Annotated in this window: 18 protein-coding genes; 16 read left to right on the top strand and 2 right to left on the bottom strand. The window is 66.4% G+C overall.

What is annotated here, in order from left to right; translation table 11 throughout:
- Positions 1–9 precede the first annotated feature (9 nt).
- Together K4043_RS17610 and K4043_RS17605 are read left to right on the top strand one after the other, a co-directional pair.
- Positions 10–624, top strand: coding sequence for a YqaA family protein (locus K4043_RS17610; protein WP_123728904.1), 615 nt, complete (start codon positions 10–12; stop codon positions 622–624).
- Positions 621–1403 carry a peptidoglycan DD-metalloendopeptidase family protein gene (locus K4043_RS17605; protein WP_265310087.1) on the top strand — a complete coding sequence of 261 codons (783 nt, stop codon included), beginning with the start codon at positions 621–623 and terminating at the stop codon, positions 1401–1403. Before K4043_RS17610 ends, K4043_RS17605 begins: the two co-directional genes overlap by 4 nt.
- Before the next feature lie 52 nt (positions 1404–1455).
- On the opposite strand, the gene K4043_RS17600 is transcribed toward K4043_RS17605, so the two are convergent.
- A complete protein-coding gene (locus tag K4043_RS17600) occupies positions 1456–1830 on the bottom strand; it encodes an Mth938-like domain-containing protein (RefSeq protein ID WP_123728906.1) in 375 nt (124 codons plus the stop codon).
- A gap of 13 nt (positions 1831–1843) precedes the next feature.
- Positions 1844–2149 (bottom strand): ribosome assembly RNA-binding protein YhbY, encoded by a 306-nt coding sequence (gene yhbY, locus K4043_RS17595; RefSeq protein WP_123728907.1) that lies wholly within the window; start codon positions 2147–2149, stop codon positions 1844–1846.
- 65 nt (positions 2150–2214) lie between these two features.
- Between yhbY and rlmE the strand changes: the two genes are divergently transcribed.
- The 14 genes from rlmE (at position 2215) to alaS (ending at position 17600) form a co-directional block, all read left to right on the top strand.
- Positions 2215–2847: a 23S rRNA (uridine(2552)-2'-O)-methyltransferase RlmE gene (rlmE, locus tag K4043_RS17590; protein WP_123728908.1), complete on the top strand. Its 633-nt coding sequence runs from the start codon at positions 2215–2217 to the stop codon at positions 2845–2847.
- Between the two features lie 53 nt (positions 2848–2900).
- Positions 2901–4844, top strand: coding sequence for an ATP-dependent zinc metalloprotease FtsH (ftsH, locus tag K4043_RS17585; RefSeq protein WP_184997060.1), 1944 nt, complete (start codon positions 2901–2903; stop codon positions 4842–4844).
- Between the two features lie 100 nt (positions 4845–4944).
- Positions 4945–5130 (top strand): hypothetical protein, encoded by a 186-nt coding sequence (locus K4043_RS17580; RefSeq protein WP_123728910.1) that lies wholly within the window; start codon positions 4945–4947, stop codon positions 5128–5130.
- Positions 5131–5249: 119 nt separating this feature from the next.
- A complete protein-coding gene (locus K4043_RS17575; RefSeq protein WP_123728911.1) occupies positions 5250–5741 on the top strand; it encodes a hypothetical protein in 492 nt (163 codons plus the stop codon).
- Positions 5742–5798: 57 nt separating this feature from the next.
- Positions 5799–6698, top strand: a complete 900-nt coding sequence (gene folP / locus K4043_RS17570; RefSeq protein WP_265310086.1) for a dihydropteroate synthase — start codon at positions 5799–5801, stop codon at positions 6696–6698.
- Positions 6698–7651, top strand: a complete 954-nt coding sequence (miaA, locus tag K4043_RS17565; protein WP_265310085.1) for a tRNA (adenosine(37)-N6)-dimethylallyltransferase MiaA — start codon at positions 6698–6700, stop codon at positions 7649–7651. Before folP ends, miaA begins: the two co-directional genes overlap by 1 nt.
- A gap of 107 nt (positions 7652–7758) precedes the next feature.
- Complete coding sequence (gene hfq, locus K4043_RS17560) at positions 7759–8040, top strand: RNA chaperone Hfq (RefSeq protein ID WP_123728913.1); 282 nt, start codon at positions 7759–7761, stop codon at positions 8038–8040.
- A gap of 26 nt (positions 8041–8066) precedes the next feature.
- Positions 8067–9377: a ribosome rescue GTPase HflX gene (gene hflX / locus K4043_RS17555; RefSeq protein WP_265310084.1), complete on the top strand. Its 1311-nt coding sequence runs from the start codon at positions 8067–8069 to the stop codon at positions 9375–9377.
- 173 nt (positions 9378–9550) lie between these two features.
- Positions 9551–10045 (top strand): CinA family protein, encoded by a 495-nt coding sequence (locus tag K4043_RS17550; RefSeq protein ID WP_019183317.1) that lies wholly within the window; start codon positions 9551–9553, stop codon positions 10043–10045.
- Positions 10046–10081: 36 nt separating this feature from the next.
- A complete protein-coding gene (gene ubiB, locus K4043_RS17545) occupies positions 10082–11761 on the top strand; it encodes a 2-polyprenylphenol 6-hydroxylase (protein ID WP_259260298.1) in 1680 nt (559 codons plus the stop codon).
- A 585-nt stretch (positions 11762–12346) separates the two neighbouring features.
- On the top strand, positions 12347–12997 hold the full coding sequence (lexA, locus tag K4043_RS17540; RefSeq protein ID WP_121041795.1) for a transcriptional repressor LexA: 651 nt from the start codon (positions 12347–12349) through the stop codon (positions 12995–12997).
- Between the two features lie 204 nt (positions 12998–13201).
- A complete protein-coding gene (gene recA / locus K4043_RS17535) occupies positions 13202–14242 on the top strand; it encodes a recombinase RecA (protein ID WP_123728917.1) in 1041 nt (346 codons plus the stop codon).
- Positions 14243–14352: 110 nt separating this feature from the next.
- Positions 14353–14844 carry a recombination regulator RecX gene (gene recX / locus K4043_RS17530; protein WP_265310083.1) on the top strand — a complete coding sequence of 164 codons (492 nt, stop codon included), beginning with the start codon at positions 14353–14355 and terminating at the stop codon, positions 14842–14844.
- 107 nt (positions 14845–14951) lie between these two features.
- Positions 14952–17600, top strand: coding sequence for an alanine--tRNA ligase (gene alaS / locus K4043_RS17525; RefSeq protein ID WP_265310082.1), 2649 nt, complete (start codon positions 14952–14954; stop codon positions 17598–17600).
- Positions 17601–17745: the final 145 nt, after the last annotated feature.

The following is a 17745-nucleotide window of genomic DNA, read 5'->3' as shown; positions in this document are numbered from 1 at the left end:
CGTTGCGTCATGAAGATTTTTGGTCCGCTGTACGAGCGGGCAATGAAGTGGGCCGCGCACGAGCGCGCCCCGACCTATCTCACCGTGTTGAGTTTCATCGAGGCGATCATCTTCCCGGTGATGCCCGAGGTGATGCTGGCGCCGATGTGCGTTGCCCAACCCAAACGCGGCTGGTGGTTCGCCACCCTCAGTCTGACCGGCTCGATGGCCGGTGCGCTGGTGGGTTATGCGCTGGGCCATTTCGCCTTCGAAGCGCTCAAGCCGGTATTTGCCGCGCTGGGCATGCTGGGCAGCATCGAAGGCGGCATCGCCATCGTGCAGGCCAAGATGGCCGAGTCGCCGTGGGCGGTGTTCACCTTCCTGGTGCTGGGCGGCTTCATGCCGATCCCGATGAAGGTCTTCACATGGGCATCGGGTATCGTCGGCGTGCCGTTGCCGCAGTATTTCCTGAGCATGTTGATCGGCCGTGGCAAGCGCGTGTACGTGCTGGCGGCGGTCATTCGTATTGGCGGGCCGCGCGCGGAAGCTGCGCTGCGCCGTTGGATTGAACCGCTGGGCTGGATCGCGACCGCGCTGGTGGTCGTGCTGGTGGCCTGGCTTGTATGGAGAGCGAAGTTCGCATGAGTGCTGATCGTTTGAGCAAGGGAGTGCGCACCGGCGCGCTGCTGCTGGTGGTGTCGGCGCTGAGCGCCTGTGGCACCGCCACCGTGGTGCGGCCTTCGGGCTCGGGCGGCAGTGTGGCCCACAGCACCCCGCAGACCTCGGTGGCCAAGCCCGGCCAGACCGCTGTCGTCCGTCGTGGCGACACGTTGTATGCACTCGCGCGCATCCACAACATCACCCCGCGCGATCTGGCCGCGTGGAACGGGCTGGCCGAGCCGTACACGATCTATCCGGGGCAGTCGCTGCGGCTGTTCCCGGGCGGCAGTGGTGGCAGTCCGGGCCGCGCGCCGACCACCGTGGTCACCGCGCCGCGCCCGGGCAGCACCGCGCCGGCTGCAACCCCGTCGCCGACCACGGCGATCAAGAGCAACATCAGCTGGCGCTGGCCCGCGGACGGCGCGATCGTTGGCCGTTTCGTCGCCGGTGAGGCGACCAAGCAGGGCGTGGACATCGCCGGCACCAGTGGCCAGCCGGTGCGCGCGACGGCCGCTGGCGTGGTGGTGTATTCCGGTGCCGGCCTGGTCGGTTTCGGTGAGTTGATCATCATCAAGCACAGCGACCAGTGGTTGTCGGCGTATGGCCACAACCGCAAGCGCCTGGTCAATGAAGGCCAGAGCGTGAAGGCCGGCGAGCAGATCGCGGAGATGGGCCGCACCGGCGCCGCACGCGACATGCTGCACTTCGAGATCCGCTACAACGGCAAGCCGGTCGACCCGCTGCTGTACCTGCCGCCGAAGTAAGAACGAAAAAGGCCGCCTCAAGGGCGGCCTTTTCTGAACGGAAATCCGGATCTCACCCCTTCAGGATGAACGCCGCCGCCACCTTGCGACCCTCGCTGGCGAGGATGTTGAAGGTCCGCGCGGCCGCCGGGTTGTTCATCACTTCCAGGCCGATCCCGCGGGTCAGGCACGCGGCCATGACCGCCGCCGGCGGGAACACCTGGGTGTCGCCCGTGCCCAGCACCACCAGCGCCGGATTCAGCGCCAGCACCGGCTGCAGGTCTTCCGGGGTCAGCTGGGCGATATCGGCCACCGGCCAGGCTTCGATCAGCGTGTCCGGGGCCAGGATGAAACTGGCGGCCAGGGTCCGGTCATTCACCTTCGCGCTGCGGCCATCGGCGGCACGCAGGGCGTAGGCGTAGTCGGGGATTTCGTGGCTCAGCTGCATGGGCGTTCCGGGATCAGCCGCGCGGCAGGACGATCTGGCGCTGTTCCTTGCTCGGGCGGTACAGCACGGCCACGTGGCCGATACGCTGCACCAGCGCGCTCTCGCTGGCACTGACCAGCTCGGCGATCAGGGCGTCACGGGCGTCGCGGTCTTCGGCGGCAACCTTGACCTTGATCAGCTCGTGGCGCTCCAGCACCTCTTCCAGTTCAGCCAGGAAGGCCGGTGTCACCCCCTTGCCGCCGATCTGGAGCAGGGCTTTCAGATCATGCGCGTGGCCGCGGAGGAAACGGGTTTGGGAAGAAGTCAGGGCGATAGCCATTCAGGAACAAGCGGTTAACTGGGGCGATCAGGGTATCATGACCTCCCCATCCGACCCGCATCTCAATGGCAACCCGTAGCAAAAGCAGTCAACGCTGGTTGAAAGAGCACTTCGCCGACCCCTTCGTGAAGAAGGCCCAGGCCGAAGGCATGCGCTCGCGCGCCGCCTACAAGCTGGAGGAGTTGCTGCAGCGTGATCGGCTGCTGAAGCCGCACATGGTCGTGGTCGACCTGGGCGCCGCCCCGGGCGGCTGGTCACAGCAGGTCCGCCGCCAGATCGGGGATACCGGCCGGGTGCTGGCCCTGGACATCCTGGAGATGCCGCCGCTGGCCGGCGTGGAGTTCCTTCACGGTGACTTCAGGGAGCAAGCCGTCCTATCGGAGTTCGAAGCCATGGTGGGGGATCAGCCGGTAGACCTTGTGCTCTCGGATATGGCCCCCAATAAGAGTGGAATGGACGCGGTGGACCAACCGCGGATGATGCACCTGGCGGAGTTGGCGTTGGATTTTGCCGACAACCATCTCAAGCCCGGTGGCGCGTTCCTGATCAAGCTGTTCCAGGGCGTGGGCTTTGACGACTACGTGCGCGAAATGCGCCGCCGGTACGACAAAGTGGTGATCCGCAAGCCTGAAGCGTCCCGCAAGCGCTCGCCCGAGGTGTACGCCTTGGGGCAGGGAAAACGCGCGCAGATCAAGTAAGCTCAACCATACGAATCGCGTCAGGAATTAGAGGAACACCGGAGCCAATGAGGATGAACGACTTGACCAAGAACCTCCTGCTATGGGTGGTCGTCGCCGTCGTGCTGATGGTGGTCTTCCAGAGCTTCTCGCCAAAGAGCAGCGGAGCCGGCGCGCAGGGGGCGACGTACTCGCAGTTCCTGGACCAGGTGGACAGCGGCAACATCCAGAAAGTAGTGCTGGGCGAAATGCGCGGCGGTGCCAATGATGTGACCTACACCACCCGCAGCGGCCAGACCAGCACCATCACCGCGCCCTACGATCGCGACCTGATCAATGTGCTGCGCGGCAAGAAAGTGGAATTCGAGCAGGCGCCGCCTTCCAGCGGCATCTCGCTGGGTGCGATCCTGATGAACTTCCTCCCGGTGATCCTGATCATCGGCTTCTGGATCTTCATCATGCGCCAGATGCAGGGCGGTGGCGGCGGTGCCAAGGGCGCGATGTCCTTCGGCAAGTCGCGCGCCAAGCTGCAGGGCGAGGACCAGATCAAGGTCACCTTCGCCGACGTCGCCGGCTGCGACGAAGCCAAGGAAGAAGTCGGCGAGCTGGTCGACTTCCTGCGCGATCCGACCAAGTTCACCAAGCTGGGCGGCAAGATCCCCCGCGGCGTGCTGATGGTCGGCCCGCCGGGTACCGGCAAGACCCTGCTGGCCCGTGCGATCGCCGGTGAAGCCAAGGTCCCGTTCTTCTCGATCTCCGGTTCGGACTTCGTGGAAATGTTCGTCGGCGTTGGCGCAAGCCGCGTGCGCGACATGTTCGAGCAGGCCAAGAAGCAGGCGCCGTGCATCATCTTCATCGATGAAATCGACGCCGTCGGTCGCCACCGTGGCGCCGGTCTCGGCGGCGGTCATGACGAGCGCGAGCAGACCCTGAACCAGCTGCTGGTCGAAATGGATGGCTTCGAGGGAGGCGAGGGCGTGATCGTCATCGCTGCGACCAACCGTCCGGACGTGCTCGATCCGGCGCTGCTGCGCCCGGGCCGTTTCGACCGCCAGGTCGTGGTCGGCCTGCCGGACGTCAAGGGCCGCGAGCAGATCCTCAAGGTGCACATGCGCAAGCTGCCGCTGGCCGACGATGTCGAGCCGATGGTGATCGCGCGCGGTACCCCGGGTTTCTCCGGTGCGGACCTGGCCAACCTGGCCAACGAAGCGGCGCTGTTCGCGGCGCGTGGCGGTGAGAAGGAAGTCCGCATGGACCACTTCGATCGTGCCCGCGACAAGATCCTGATGGGTGCCGAGCGCCGTTCGATGGCGATGAGCGAAGAAGAAAAGACGCTCACCGCGTATCACGAAGCCGGTCACGCCATCGTCGGTCGCCTGGTGCCCGAGCACGATCCCGTCTACAAGGTCACCATCATCCCGCGCGGCCGTGCGCTGGGCGTGACGATGTACCTGCCGGAAGGCGACAAGTACTCGATGAACCGCGTGGCGATCGAATCACAGCTGTGCTCGCTGTACGGCGGCCGTGTTGCCGAAGAGCTGATCTTCGGCACCGACAAGGTCACCACGGGTGCCTCCAACGACATTGAGCGCGCCACCAAGATGGCCCGCAACATGGTCACCAAGTGGGGCCTGTCCGACGAGCTCGGCCCGATCGCCTACGGCGAAGAGGACGATGAAGTGTTCCTCGGTCGTTCGGTGACGCAGCACAAGAGCGTGTCCGACGACACTGCCCGCCGCATCGATGAAGTGGTCCGCAGCATCCTGGACAAGGCCTATGCCCGTACCACCGAGCTGCTGACCGCCAACCTGGACAAGCTGCACACGATGTCCCAGCTGCTGCTGCAGTACGAGACCATCGATGCGCCGCAGATCAACGCCGTGATGGAAGGCCGCGATCCGCCGCCGCCGATGGGCTGGGACAAGTCCGCCAGCAACAAGGATGGCGGCAACAACAACGACAAGGGCGGTGATGCCCGTCCCGTGTCGCCGATCGCCGGTCCCGCCGAGCAGATCTGAGTGTTGCCCACGTAAGTGACGAAGGCCGGGGAAACCCGGCCTTCGTCGTTTCCGGCAGGTCATAATGACGCTCCGTTTTCGTTCCTGTTCTGGAGTCGCCATGTCCGCACCCCCACCGCCGCCGGTCTCGCACACCACCGAAATGGTGATCGCCACGATCGTTGGCGTGGCCATCGGCCTGACCCGCGACAACTTCCTGCTCGGCGCCGGCATCGGCATCGCGGTCGGCGTGCTGATGAGCATCGCCAAGACCGTCTACGTGGAGCGCAAGCGCCGCCAGCGCTGAGTGCTTGCGCGCGCGGCCGGCAATGGGCACGATGCGCTTGCCCGCGCCGCATGCTGCGGTGGGGCATGGCCGGGGGATCGGCCGCCACACTTTCCAGGGGGATTTTCATGCGTCATTCGATGCGCGCAGCCGTTGCTGCGCTGCTGTGCTGTGCCACGCCGGTCATGGCGGCCGAGATCCACGTCCAGGATCCGGTGCCGTTCAATGAATCGGCGATCATCGCCGAGAACATCAAGGCCGAGTGCCGGATGGGCGCGCAGCTGGCGACCGCGCTGGGCAAGAGCGCCCCGGCCCATGGCAACACCATCGTCTTCGGCAGTGATCCGGTGAACACCGGCAGTGGACACGCGTTGAAGCTGGAGCTGGTGGAGGCGCAGAGCGCAGGCAATGCGTTCACCGGCCACTTCAAGTCGGCCGCCGTGCGCGGCGTGCTGTTCGAGAACGGCCAGCAGGTGGCCACGGTCACCGCACGCCGCGTGTCGCGCGGTGGCGCGTTTGCCGGCTTCAAGGGCTCCTGCGACGTGCTTGAACGCACCGTCAACGCGATCGGCAACGATCTGGCGATCTGGCTGGCCAAGCCGGTCGATGGGGCCCGCCTCGGCGACCTCTGACGGCCGGTCCGGTGCGCCAGCGTAAACTACGCGCTGGCGTACTTCGTGGATCTGCCCATGTTCGATATCTCCCCCCAGCTCGATTGCGGCGGCCGCCTGCTGCGGCTGGATCGCCCGCGGGTCATGGGCATCGTCAATGTCACCCCGGATTCGTTCTCCGACGGCGGTGACCACGACAGCGTCGAGGCCGCGGTCGCACACGGCCTGCAGCTGGTAGCCGAGGGTGCCGATCTGCTCGATATCGGCGGCGAGTCGACCCGGCCTGGCAGTGCGCCGGTGCCGCTGGACGAAGAACTCCGCCGGGTCATCCCGGTGATCGAGCGCCTGGCACGCGAAACCACCGTGCCGATCAGCATCGACACCTTCAAGCCCGAGGTGATGCGTGCCGCTGTCGCCGCCGGTGCTGGCCTGATCAATGACATCCAGGCGCTGCGCCAGCCCGGTGCGCTGGACGCCGCCGCCGACCTCGGCGTGCCGGTGGTGCTGATGCACATGCAGGGCGAGCCCGGCAGCATGCAGGACACCCCGCACTACGATGACGTGGTCGCCGAGGTGCATCGCTTCCTCACCGAGCGCATGTTCCAGGCCGAGATGGCCGGCGTTGCCAAGAAGCACCTGATCATCGATCTGGGCTTCGGGTTCGGCAAGACCACCGAACACAACATGATCCTGCTCGCACGCTCGGACCGCTTCCTCGAGCTGGGCGTGCCGATGCTGGCCGGCCTGTCGCGCAAGCGCAGCATCGGTGAACTCACCGGCCGTGAGCAGCCGCGTGATCGCGTGGCGGGTTCCGTCGCCGCGCACCTGATCGCCGCACAGCGTGGTGCGATGTTGCTGCGCGTGCACGATGTCGCCGCCACGGTCGACGCCTTGAAGGTGTGGGCCGCGGTCGATGCCGTGCCGATGCCGCGGGTGTCGGCGGCCCCGGCGATGCCGCGCTGGCCGGACGAGGACTGATGGCCGTCGATCAGCGCCCGCTGGCGATCGCGGTGATGGGCCCGACCGCCTCGGGCAAGACCGCCACCGCGATCGCGCTGGCCCAGCAGCTCGACGGCGAAATCGTCAGCGTCGATTCGGCCCTGGTCTACCGCGGATTGGATATCGGCTCGGCCAAGCCCGATGCGGCCGAGCGCGCGCAGGCGCCGCACCATCTGCTCGATGTGCGCGACCCGTGGCAGACCTATTCGGCGGCGGAGTTCGCCAGCGACGCGGCACGGGCTGTGCGCGGCATCATCGCGCGCGGTCGCACGCCCATTCTGGCCGGTGGTACCGGGTTGTATTTCCGCGCCCTGCTGCAGGGCCTGTCGCCGATGCCCGAAGCCGATCCGGCGGTGCGCGCACGGATTGCCGCCGAGGCGGCCGAGCAGGGCTGGGCGGCGATGCATGCCCAACTGGCCGGCATCGATCCGGCAGCGGCGAAGCGCATTCACGCAACCGACCCGCAGCGCATCCAGCGGGCGCTGGAAGTCCATCGGCTGACCGGCACCCCGATCAGCGAATGGCAGAAGCTGCCCGGCGTGGACCGGCTGCCGGTACGGGCGCTCAAAGTGATCCTCGCGCCGCGCGAGCGCACGGTGCTGCACCAGCGCATCGAAACCCGTTTCGACACGATGCTGGCCCACGGGTTCCTTGACGAAGTCCGCACGCTGCGGGCCCTGCCGGCGATGGCCGAGGTGGCCGCGCCGCTGGATCTGCCGGCCGTGCGGGCGGTGGGTTACCGGCAGGCCTGGGAGTATCTGGACGGGCAGGGCACGGCCGAGGCCTTCCGTGAGCGCGGCATCCAGGCCACCCGCCAGCTCGCCAAGCGCCAGCTGACCTGGCTGCGCGGGGAGCTTGATGCGCGCTGGTTCGATCCCCATCTAGACAGGGCTTCCCTGGCGGATGCGGTGTCGACCTTCGTCGCACGCTGAGTCCACGCCTTCACCCGCCCACCCCGTGTACCATCAAGGGTTCCGGCGGGCGGCGGGGGCCGTGGCAACTGCCGGAAAACCATAAAAACAATAATGAGGAGTGTGCAATGTCCAAGGGGCAATCGCTGCAGGATCCGTTTCTGAATGCACTTCGGCGCGAACGTGTGCCGGTGTCGGTGTATCTGGTCAATGGCATCAAGCTGCAGGGAACGATTGAATCGTTCGACCAGTTCGTGGTGCTGCTGCGTAATACGGTGAGCCAGATGGTGTACAAGCACGCCATCTCGACCGTGGTGCCGGCGCGCAACGTGAAGGTCGGGCCCGGAGGTGGTTATGTGCAATCCAATGATGGCGCCGATGGCGTCCAAGGTGATGACGACGTTGAGTGACTGCGTGAAAAATTCTGGAGAACTGCGTGTTTGACCGTTCCAAGCGAGGCGAACACGCACTCCTGATCCAGCCGCATGCCGGCCGGCTCGAAGATGACGTGCTTGAAGAGTTCACCGATCTGGCCCGCTCCGCCGGGGCCAGCATCGCGGCCACGCTGACCGCGCGCATCGATCGGCCCAATCCGTCGATCCTGATCGGCAGCGGCAAGCTGGATGAGGTCAAGGCGGCGGCCGATGCCACCGGCGCCGACCTGATCCTGGTCAACCACGCGCTGTCGCCGGGGCAGGAGCGCAACCTGGAGCGGTTCCTGGAGCGGCGCGTGATCGACCGTACCGGGCTGATCCTGGACATCTTCGCCCAGCGTGCGCGCAGCCACGAAGGCAAGCTGCAGGTGGAGCTGGCGCAGCTGCGCCACATGTCCACGCGGCTGATCCGCGGCTGGACCCATCTGGAGCGCCAGCGCGGCGGTTCCATCGGCCTGCGCGGCCCGGGTGAAACCCAGCTGGAAACCGATCGCCGCCTGCTGCAGAAGCGGGTCGAGCAGCTGCAGAAGAAGCTGGAAAAGGTGGAAGTGCAGCGCACCCAGATGCGCCGTGCCCGCCTGCGCAGCGAGCTGCCACGCGTGGCGCTGGTGGGCTATACCAACGCCGGCAAGTCGACGCTGTTCAACGCGCTGACGGGTGCCGAGGCCTACGCCGCGGACCAGTTGTTCGCCACGCTGGACCCGACCGTGCGCCGCATTGCACTGCCGGGCGGCAGCGTCGTGCTCGCTGACACCGTCGGCTTCGTGCGCGACCTGCCGCATGATCTGGTGGCCGCGTTCCGGTCCACCTTGTCCGAAGCCCGCGAAGCGGACTTCCTGCTGCATCTGGTCGATGCCGCCGATCCGCACCGTGAGGAGCGCATCGCACAGGTGGATGAAGTGCTGACCGCGATCGGCGCGGGCGATCTGCCGCAGTTGCTGGTGTTCAACAAGATCGACCGCATCGACGGCGCCGATGTGCGTCACGATGGTCAGGACGGCATCCCCGACAACGCGCGCCGTGAACGGGTCTGGATTTCCGCCCGCGACAACGTTGGCCTGCCGTTGCTGCAGTCCGTGCTGGGCAAGCGCCTGGGCCTGCAGCACGTCAGCGGCGAGCTGCGGTTGCCGCCGAGTGCCGGCCGCCTGCGTTCGCGCCTGCATCAGCTGGAAGTCGTGCGCAGCGAAGTCACCGACGAAGACGGTTGGTTGCTCCAGGTCGAGATCCCGATCGCCGAGGCCGAGAAGCTGGCGGCCGGCGAGGGCGGCGAACCGATCCGCGCGATGCTCCCGGAGAAGCTTCCGGAGTGGTGAGGGGTGTGCCGGCCACTGGCCGGCGCCCATGATGGTCCCGGCGGGGCTTCGAGAATGGGCGAGGCTTCGCGCATGGTAGTGCCGGCCGCTGGCCGGCTCCCAACACACGACATCACCCGCGATTTCGGCTAAAACAAGGGGGCGTTCGTCCCCCCGTTGATCCAGGATCCCCCATGACCGTTCCTTCCGACGCCGAGCTGGGCGCCCTCGCCAGTGACGTGGGCCAGCGCCTGCAGCAGGCCTCGCTGCAGCTGGTGACCGCCGAAAGCTGCAGTGGCGGCTGGATCGCCAAGGCGATGACGGATATCGCCGGCTCCTCGGCGTTCTTCGATTGCGGCATGGTGGTCTACAGCTACGAAGCCAAACAACGCCTGCTCGGCGTGCGCGCACAGACGCTGGAACAGTTCGGGGCGGTCAGCCGCGAGACCGTGCTGGAAATGGTCTCCGGTGCGCTGATCAATTCCGGCGCCGGCATCGCCGTGGCGGTGACCGGCATTGCCGGGCCTGGCGGCGGCAGCGAGGACAAACCGGTCGGCAGCGTCTGGATCGGCTGGAAAGGCCGTGGCGGCTATGCCCGTGCGCAATTGTTCCAGTTCGATGGCGACCGCGAAGCCATACGGCGGCAGACCGTGCAGCAGGCGCTGACGGGAATCTTCCCGCTGTTGTGACATCCTGACCGGGTGTGCTGACAGGAGAGTGGGCCGATGTGGGAAACGCTGGGTACCGTGCGTGACCTGGGGCGATTGCAGGAAATCGCGTCGGTCCTGATCCGCTATGGCTTCGGCGACCTCGTGCGCCGGATCGGCCTGGCCGATGTGCTCGAACGCGCCGGTCGGCTGCTGCACTGGAACGACACCCAGCAGATGCTGCGGATGACCGCGCCGGTGCGCGTGCGCCGGGCGATGGAAGACCTGGGCCCCACCTTCGTCAAACTGGGCCAGGTGCTGGCCACCCGCGTGGATCTGTTCCCGCCGGATTGGATCGCCGAGTTCTCCGAACTGCAGAATGCCGTGCCTGCGCTGCCCTACGCACAGGTGCGTGATCAGCTCGAACGCGATCTGGGCGCACCGGCGACCGAGGTGTTCGCGTGGCTCGATGAAACGCCCATGGCCGCCGCCTCGCTGGCACAGGCGCATCGCGCAACGCTGCATGACGGCACCGCCGTGGTGCTGAAGATCCGTCGTCCGGGCATCCGCGAGGTGATCGAAGCCGACCTGCGGCTGCTGGCGCGGCTGGCTGAAATCGTCGAAGCGCGCTTGCCCGACATGCAGCGCTACCGCCCGGCCGAGGTGGTACAGCAGTTCCAGGTGTCACTGCGTCGGGAGTTGGATTTTGCCGCCGAATGCCGCAATGCCGAGCGCATCGCGCGCAACTTCCAGGGCCGCGATGACATCCTGATTCCCAACGTGCACTGGCAGTGGACGTGCGAAAGCCTCAACGTGCAGGACTTCGTCGACGGCATCCCCGGCCGTGATCTGGCCGGTGTCGATGCGGCCGGTCTGGACCGCGTGCAGCTGGCCCGTACCGGCGCGCGCATCGTGCTGAAGATGGTGCTGGAGGACGGCTGCTTCCACGCCGATCCGCACCCCGGCAATATCATCTACCTGCGTGACGGCCGCATCGGCGTGATCGATTTCGGCATGGTCGGGGCGATCTCCGAGCAGCGCCGTTTCCAGGTCGCCCAGCTCCTGCATGGTCTGGTCACCCAGGAGCCGGAGCAGGTGGCCGACGTGCTGCTGGACTGGGCCGGTGGCGTGGAGGTGGACGAGTCCCGGCTGCAGCAGGACATCAGCACCTTCGTGGACCAGTACCGCGGGGTGCCGCTGAAAGACCTGCACATGGGCCTGATGCTGGGCAACATCACCCAGCTGCTGCGCCAGTACGCGCTGACCCTGCCGGCCGATCTGGCGCTGATGATCAAGACCTTCCTCACCCTGGAAGGCATGGGCCGCCAGCTCGACCCGCAGTTCGACATGGCCAGTGCCGCGCGTCCGTATCTGGAGCGGGTGATGTGGCAGCGCTACTCGCCCGGCGCGATGCTCAAGCGCGGCAAGCGCAGCCTGGTCGGGGTGATGGATCTGGTCGGCGACCTGCCGCGCGACGTGCGTAGGCTGCTGCAGATGGCGCGCCGCGGCCGGCTCCAGCTCAAGATCGAAACCACCGCGCTGCAGGGCTTCGGCGACCAGGTCAACCGCGCCGCCAACCGGCTGGTGATGGGCATCGTGACCGCCGCGCTGATCATCGGCTCCTCGATCGTCATGCACAGCGTCGGTGGCATCTCCAGCCGCTGGCTGCTCGCGCTTGGCGTGGCCGGCTTCATCGGTGCCGGCTTCTGTGGCGTGTGGATCCTGTTTTCGATCTGGCGCAGCGGCAAGAACCCGTAGGGTTCTTGCCGCTGGGATCCGAAGGATCCCCGGAATCTCCCGCTCAAGCGGGGGATTCCGTGTAGGTCCGACCGTTGGTCGGACGCTCCTTCCTGACCGACCCGTCACCGCTGCCACGGGTAGAGCCACGCCATGCGTGTCTGCTCCGGCCCGTCACCGCTGCCACGGGTAGAGCCACGCCATGCGTGTCTGCTCCGGCCCGTCACCGCTGCCACGGGTAGAGCCACGCCATGCGTGTCTGCTCCGGCCCGTCACCGCTGCCACGGGTAGAGCCACGCCATGCGTGTCTGCTCCGGTCCGTCACCGCTTCCACCGGTAGAGCCACGCCATGCGTGGCTGCCCCTCATCCGGCCCCCACGAATGCCTGACCCAAGAGATGGCAGAGGCTAAACGCCGGAGAGATGGCCGCAAGCGACATGCGCCCGCGCCGTCAGGCATTGCCGCGCTGCGCGCGGTCACCGACCAACGGTCGGTGGCTACAAGCATTGCTGACGGCTTCGGTCGGGCGTGGACCACCCTTCTCCTATCTGCTCTTCCTCTGCGGGCACTTGCGTGTCCGCATCGTTAGTAGTAATACTACTAACCATGGACCTGACCGATACCCAGCAGGCGATCCTGCAGTTGATCGCCGAGCGTATAGAGACCGATGGCGCACCGCCGTCGCAGACGGAAATCGCCCGTGCGTTCGGCTTCAAGGGCGTCCGCGCAGCCCAGTACCATCTGGAAGCGCTGGAGCAGGCCGGGGCGATCCGTCGCATCCCGGGCCAGGCCCGCGGCATCCGGCTGGTCCAGGCACCGGCGCTGCAGAACGGCCTGCCCGAATCGCTGCCCGCCTCGGCGCTGCCGGACCACGTCCTGCGCCTGCCGGTGCTGGGCCGGGTCGCGGCCGGCCTGCCGATCGGCGCGGATATCGGCTCGGACGACTTCGTGGTGCTCGACCGGGTGTTCTTCTCGCCCGCGCCGGACTACCTGCTGAAAGTGCAGGGCGACTCGATGATCGACGAGGGCATCTTCGACGGCGACCTGATCGGTGTGCACCGCACCCGCGACGCGCGTTCCGGCCAGATCGTGGTGGCCCGCATCGATGACGAGATCACGGTCAAGCTGCTGAAGATGGGCAAGGACCGGATCCGCCTGCTGCCGCGCAACCCCGATTACAAGCCGATCGAAGTGCTGCCCGACCAGGACTTCGCCATCGAAGGCCTCTATTGCGGGTTGCTGCGGCCCAACCGCTGACCCTGTTCCCCCTTGAATCACGCGCGGTCTTTTGTGGCACATCTCTGGTTTTGCTGAGGTTGGTACGGATGTCCGATAATTTTTTTCCGAACGCCGGGCAGAATCTCAGCCCGTGCGATACGCCAGCCTTAAAGTGAACCCATGGCCAAGAAGACTTCCAAAGACAGCACCTCCACCGATACGACCTCTGCAAGGACCACTCCGATGGACGAAAACAAAAAGCGCGCCCTCACCGCCGCGCTGAGCCAGATCGAAAAGCAGTTCGGCAAGGGCGCCGTGATGCGCATGGGCGACCGCGTCGTCGAAGCGGTCGAGGTCATCCCCACCGGTTCGCTGATGCTGGATATCGCTCTCGGTATCGGTGGCCTGCCCAAGGGGCGTGTCGTGGAGATCTACGGTCCGGAATCCTCGGGCAAGACCACCCTGACCCTGCAGGCGATCGCCGAATGCCAGAAGAAGGGCGGTACTGCGGCCTTCATCGATGCCGAGCACGCGCTGGATCCGATCTACGCCGCCAAGCTGGGCGTCAACGTGGACGACCTGCTGCTCTCGCAGCCCGATACCGGTGAGCAGGCGCTGGAAATCGCCGACATGCTGGTGCGTTCCAGCTCGGTGGACATCGTGGTGGTCGACTCGGTCGCCGCGCTGACCCCCAAGGCCGAAATCGAAGGCGAAATGGGCGACCAGCTGCCGGGCCTGCAGGCCCGTCTGATGAGCCAGGCGCTGCGCAAGCTGACCGGCAACATCAAGCGCTCCAACACCCTGGTGGTCTTCATCAACCAGCTGCGCCACAAGATCGGCGTCATGATGCCGGGCCAGAGCCCGGAAGTGACTACCGGTGGTAACGCGCTGAAGTTCTACGCCTCGGTCCGCCTGGACATCCGCCGCATCGGCGCGATCAAGAAGGGCGACGAGATCATCGGTAACCAGACCAAGATCAAGGTCGTCAAGAACAAGCTGGCGCCCCCGTTCAAGCAGGTCATCACCGAGATCCTGTACGGCGAAGGCATCAGCCGCGAAGGCGAACTGATCGACATGGGCGTGGAAGCCAAGCTGGTCGAGAAGGCTGGCGCCTGGTACAGCTACGGCGAAGAGCGCATCGGCCAAGGCAAGGACAACGCCCGCGGCTACCTGCGCGACAACCCGCAGATTGCCCAGCGCCTGGAAGCCGAGCTGCGCGAGAAGTTCCAGCCGGAAGAAGCCGTGCGTGAAGGCGGCGACGAGGCGGAAGACGACGCCGAGTGAGTTTCCTGCGGGGCAGGGCAGCGCCGTCAGTGACGCTCGCCCTGTCCTGCAGCTTCAAGAATCCCCGACGGGATGGCGCCAAGGACGGCGCACTGTAATGGACCGCTGCCATGCAAGACTCCGAAGCCCCCTCACCCCGGCGCAAGCGCCGTGTCCAGGAACAGACGCCGGTCCAGCGGGCGTTGGGGCTGCTGGTGCGCCGCGAACACTCGCGTAAAGAGCTGACCCGCAAACTGCAGGCCCGCGGCATCGAGAACGAGGCCGCCGAAGCCGCGGTCAGCAAGCTGGCCGAGGCCGGCTGGCAGGATGACACCCGCTTTGCCGAGAATCTGGTCCGGATCCGGGCCAACACCGGCTACGGCCCGATCCACATCCGCGCCGAACTGGGCACGCATGGCCTGGACAGCGACCAGATCGCTGCCGCCATGGACACCTTCGAAGGCGATTGGACCGAGAACGCTCGCGACCTGGTCTGCCGCCGTTTTGGCGAGGCCGGCCCGCAGGAACTGCCTGCACGGCGCAAAGCCGCCGATCTTCTGGCCCGCCGGGGGTTCCCCGGCGACAGCATCCGCCAGGCCACCCGTTACGACCCTGAGGACTGAGCGGCCCGGGCCTGATACCCTTTGTGGTTTCGGCGGTCCTGCAATTGACACCCGGCCATTGGGGCTGCGTGCCAGGGACTGACCGGCCCGCACAAAGCCAGCCCCCCATGAACGCATCCGTCAAATTCACTACCTCCCAGATCCGCAGCGATTTCCTTGAGTTCTTCAAGGGCAAAGGCCACACGATCGTGCCGTCGGCGCCGCTGGTGCCGGGCAATGATCCGACCCTGTTGTTCACCAACTCCGGCATGGTGCAGTTCAAGGACGTGTTCCTTGGCGCCGAGAAGCGCAGCTACGTGCGCGCGGCCGACGTCCAGCGCTGCCTGCGCGCCGGTGGCAAGCACAACGATCTGGACCAGGTCGGTTACACCGCGCGCCACCACACCTTCTTCGAGATGCTGGGCAACTGGTCGTTCGGCGATTACTTCAAGAAGGACGCCATCGCCTGGGCCTGGGAGCTGCTGACCCAGGTCTGGAAGCTGCCGGCCGAGCGCCTGCTGGTCACCGTGTACCAGACCGATGACGAAGCCTACGCGCTGTGGCGCGACATGATCGGCATTCCGGAAGAGCGGATCGTGCGCATCGGCGACAACAAGGGGGCACCGTTCGCGTCGGACAACTTCTGGCAGATGGCCGAGACCGGCCCGTGCGGCCCGTGTACCGAGATCTTCTATGACCATGGCGACCATATCGCCGGTGGTCCGCCGGGCTCGCCGGATGAAGACGGCGATCGCTTCATCGAGATCTGGAACCTGGTCTTCATGCAGTTCGACCGCCAGCCCGATGGCACGCTGGTGCCGCTGCCGGCGCCGTGCGTGGATACCGGCATGGGCCTGGAGCGTCTGGCCGCGATCCTGCAGCACGTCCACACCAATTACGAAATCGACCTGTTCCAGGCGCTGATCCGCAAGGCCAGCGAACTGACCGGCATGGCCGATCTGGAGAACAAGTCGCTGCGCGTGATCGCCGATCACATCCGCGCCTGCTCGTTCCTGATCGTCGATGGCGTACTGCCATCCAACGAAGGCCGCGGCTACGTGCTGCGCCGGATCATCCGCCGCGCCCTGCGCCATGGCTGGATGCTCGGTGTTCGCCAGCCGTTCTTCAGCAAGCTGGTGCCGACGCTGGTCGAGCAGATGGGCGTGGCCTATCCGGAATTGCCGGCGCAGGTCGACACGGTTGTGCGCGCCCTGCAGGCCGAAGAAGAGCGTTTCGCGGAAACGCTGGATTCGGGCATGAAGATCTTCGACGACGTGGCCGCAAAGGTGAGCAACGGCGTGATCCCGGGCGCGGATGCGTTCCGCCTGTACGACACCTACGGCTTCCCGGTCGATCTGACGGCCGATATCGCCCGCGAACGCGATATGACGGTGGACATGGTCGCCTTCAACGCCGCGATGGACACCCAGCGCGAGACCGCGCGCGCGGCCGGCAAGTTCGGCGGCGGCGTGACCCTGTCGGCCGATCTGGTCGCCACGCTCAAGCCGACCGTGTTCCTCGGGTATGACCGCCTGCAGGCCGACGACCTTACCGTGGTCGCCATCCTCAAGGACGGCCGCCCGGTGGAGAGCGCTCAGACTGACGATGACGTCATCGTGCTGACCAACCAGACCCCGTTCTACGCCGAGTCCGGCGGCCAGGTCGGTGACAACGGCACCTTGTCCGGCGCGGGCGTGCAGGTGGACATCAGCGACACCCAGAAGTTCGCGGGCCAGTTCCACGGCCACGTGGGCAAGCTCACGGCGGGCAGCCTGAAGGTCGGCGATGTGCTGTCCGGCCAGGTCGATGGCCAGCGCCGTGGCGCGACCATCCTCAACCACTCGGCCACCCACCTGCTGCATGCCGCCCTGCGCGAAGTGCTGGGCACCCACGTGCAGCAGAAGGGTTCGCTGGTCGCGCCTGATCGCCTGCGCTTCGATTTCTCGCACTTCGCGCCGATCAGTGCCGAGGACCTGGCGATCATCGAACGCAAGGTCAACGAGCAGGTGCGTGCCAACAACGCCGCTGAAGTCCACAACATGGGCATGCAGGAAGCGCTCGACTTCGGCGCGATGGCGCTGTTCGGCGAGAAGTACGGCGAGCACGTGCGCGTGCTGAAGATGGGCGATTACTCCACCGAACTGTGTGGCGGTACGCATGTGTCGCGCACTGGCGATATCGGCCTGTTCAAGATCACCTCCGAAGGCGGCGTGTCCTCGGGCGTGCGTCGTATCGAAGCGGTGACCGGGCAGGGCGCGTTGGATTACGTGGCCCACGAAGAAGCGCAGCTGGGCGAAGCCGCTGCACTGCTTGGCGGCAATGCCGGCGACGTGGTCGACAAGATCCGTCAGCTGGGCGAGCGCCAGAAGAAGCTCGAGCGTGAGCTGGAATCGCTGAAGGCCAAGCAGGCTGCCGGTGCGACTGCCGATCTCGGTGGCGCCGCCGTCGAGGTCAACGGCATCAAGATCCTGGCCGCGCGTCTGGAAGGCTTCGATGCCAAGGCGCTGCGTGATGCGATCGACCGCCTCAAGCAGCAGCTCGGTGATGCGGTGATCGTGCTGGCCGGTACCCAGGACGGCAAGGCGGCCCTGGTCGCGGGCGTGAACGGCAGCGCAATGGGCAAGGTCAAGGCCGGGGAACTGTTGGCCCATATCGCCAGTCAGATCGGGGGCAAGGGCGGCGGCCGCCCGGACCTCGCCCAGGGTGGTGGTGAGGACGGGCCCGCCCTTGCTTCTGCACTGGCCGCGGTCGTCGACTGGGTCACCCCCCGTATCTGAACAGCCTGAGGCCTTCTGCTCCTTGAAGGGGCGGGAGGCCTGACGGTACTATGGCGAATCTTTTCCCGTTGTCGTGGGGCGCTCTTGCCGGGGCGCCAAGCCGGTGGGGAAATGCCACCACCGGTTCCCCTGGAGACTTGAACAA

Origin of the sequence: Stenotrophomonas sp. SRS1 (genome assembly GCF_026130205.1) — a bacterium.
GTDB lineage: Bacteria > Pseudomonadota > Gammaproteobacteria > Xanthomonadales > Xanthomonadaceae > Stenotrophomonas > Stenotrophomonas rhizophila_B.
This window is presented reverse-complemented; position numbering and strand designations above follow the sequence as displayed.

What these genes read in the sequence shown, in the direction of transcription:
- K4043_RS17610 (WP_123728904.1), top strand. Translation starts at nt 10, where the DNA reads ATGAAGATTTTTGGTCCGCTGTACGAGCGGGCAATGAAGTGGGCCGCG.
- K4043_RS17605 (WP_265310087.1), top strand. Translation starts at nt 621, where the DNA reads ATGAGTGCTGATCGTTTGAGCAAGGGAGTGCGCACCGGCGCGCTGCTG.
- K4043_RS17600 (WP_123728906.1), bottom strand. Translation starts at nt 1,830, where the DNA reads ATGCAGCTGAGCCACGAAATCCCCGACTACGCCTACGCCCTGCGTGCC.
- yhbY (WP_123728907.1), bottom strand. Translation starts at nt 2,149, where the DNA reads ATGGCTATCGCCCTGACTTCTTCCCAAACCCGTTTCCTCCGCGGCCAC.
- rlmE (WP_123728908.1), top strand. Translation starts at nt 2,215, where the DNA reads ATGGCAACCCGTAGCAAAAGCAGTCAACGCTGGTTGAAAGAGCACTTC.
- ftsH (WP_184997060.1), top strand. Translation starts at nt 2,901, where the DNA reads ATGAACGACTTGACCAAGAACCTCCTGCTATGGGTGGTCGTCGCCGTC.
- K4043_RS17580 (WP_123728910.1), top strand. Translation starts at nt 4,945, where the DNA reads ATGTCCGCACCCCCACCGCCGCCGGTCTCGCACACCACCGAAATGGTG.
- K4043_RS17575 (WP_123728911.1), top strand. Translation starts at nt 5,250, where the DNA reads ATGCGCGCAGCCGTTGCTGCGCTGCTGTGCTGTGCCACGCCGGTCATG.
- folP (WP_265310086.1), top strand. Translation starts at nt 5,799, where the DNA reads ATGTTCGATATCTCCCCCCAGCTCGATTGCGGCGGCCGCCTGCTGCGG.
- miaA (WP_265310085.1), top strand. Translation starts at nt 6,698, where the DNA reads ATGGCCGTCGATCAGCGCCCGCTGGCGATCGCGGTGATGGGCCCGACC.
- hfq (WP_123728913.1), top strand. Translation starts at nt 7,759, where the DNA reads ATGTCCAAGGGGCAATCGCTGCAGGATCCGTTTCTGAATGCACTTCGG.
- K4043_RS17550 (WP_019183317.1), top strand. Translation starts at nt 9,551, where the DNA reads ATGACCGTTCCTTCCGACGCCGAGCTGGGCGCCCTCGCCAGTGACGTG.
- ubiB (WP_259260298.1), top strand. Translation starts at nt 10,082, where the DNA reads ATGTGGGAAACGCTGGGTACCGTGCGTGACCTGGGGCGATTGCAGGAA.
- lexA (WP_121041795.1), top strand. Translation starts at nt 12,347, where the DNA reads ATGGACCTGACCGATACCCAGCAGGCGATCCTGCAGTTGATCGCCGAG.
- recA (WP_123728917.1), top strand. Translation starts at nt 13,202, where the DNA reads ATGGACGAAAACAAAAAGCGCGCCCTCACCGCCGCGCTGAGCCAGATC.
- recX (WP_265310083.1), top strand. Translation starts at nt 14,353, where the DNA reads ATGCAAGACTCCGAAGCCCCCTCACCCCGGCGCAAGCGCCGTGTCCAG.
- alaS (WP_265310082.1), top strand. Translation starts at nt 14,952, where the DNA reads ATGAACGCATCCGTCAAATTCACTACCTCCCAGATCCGCAGCGATTTC.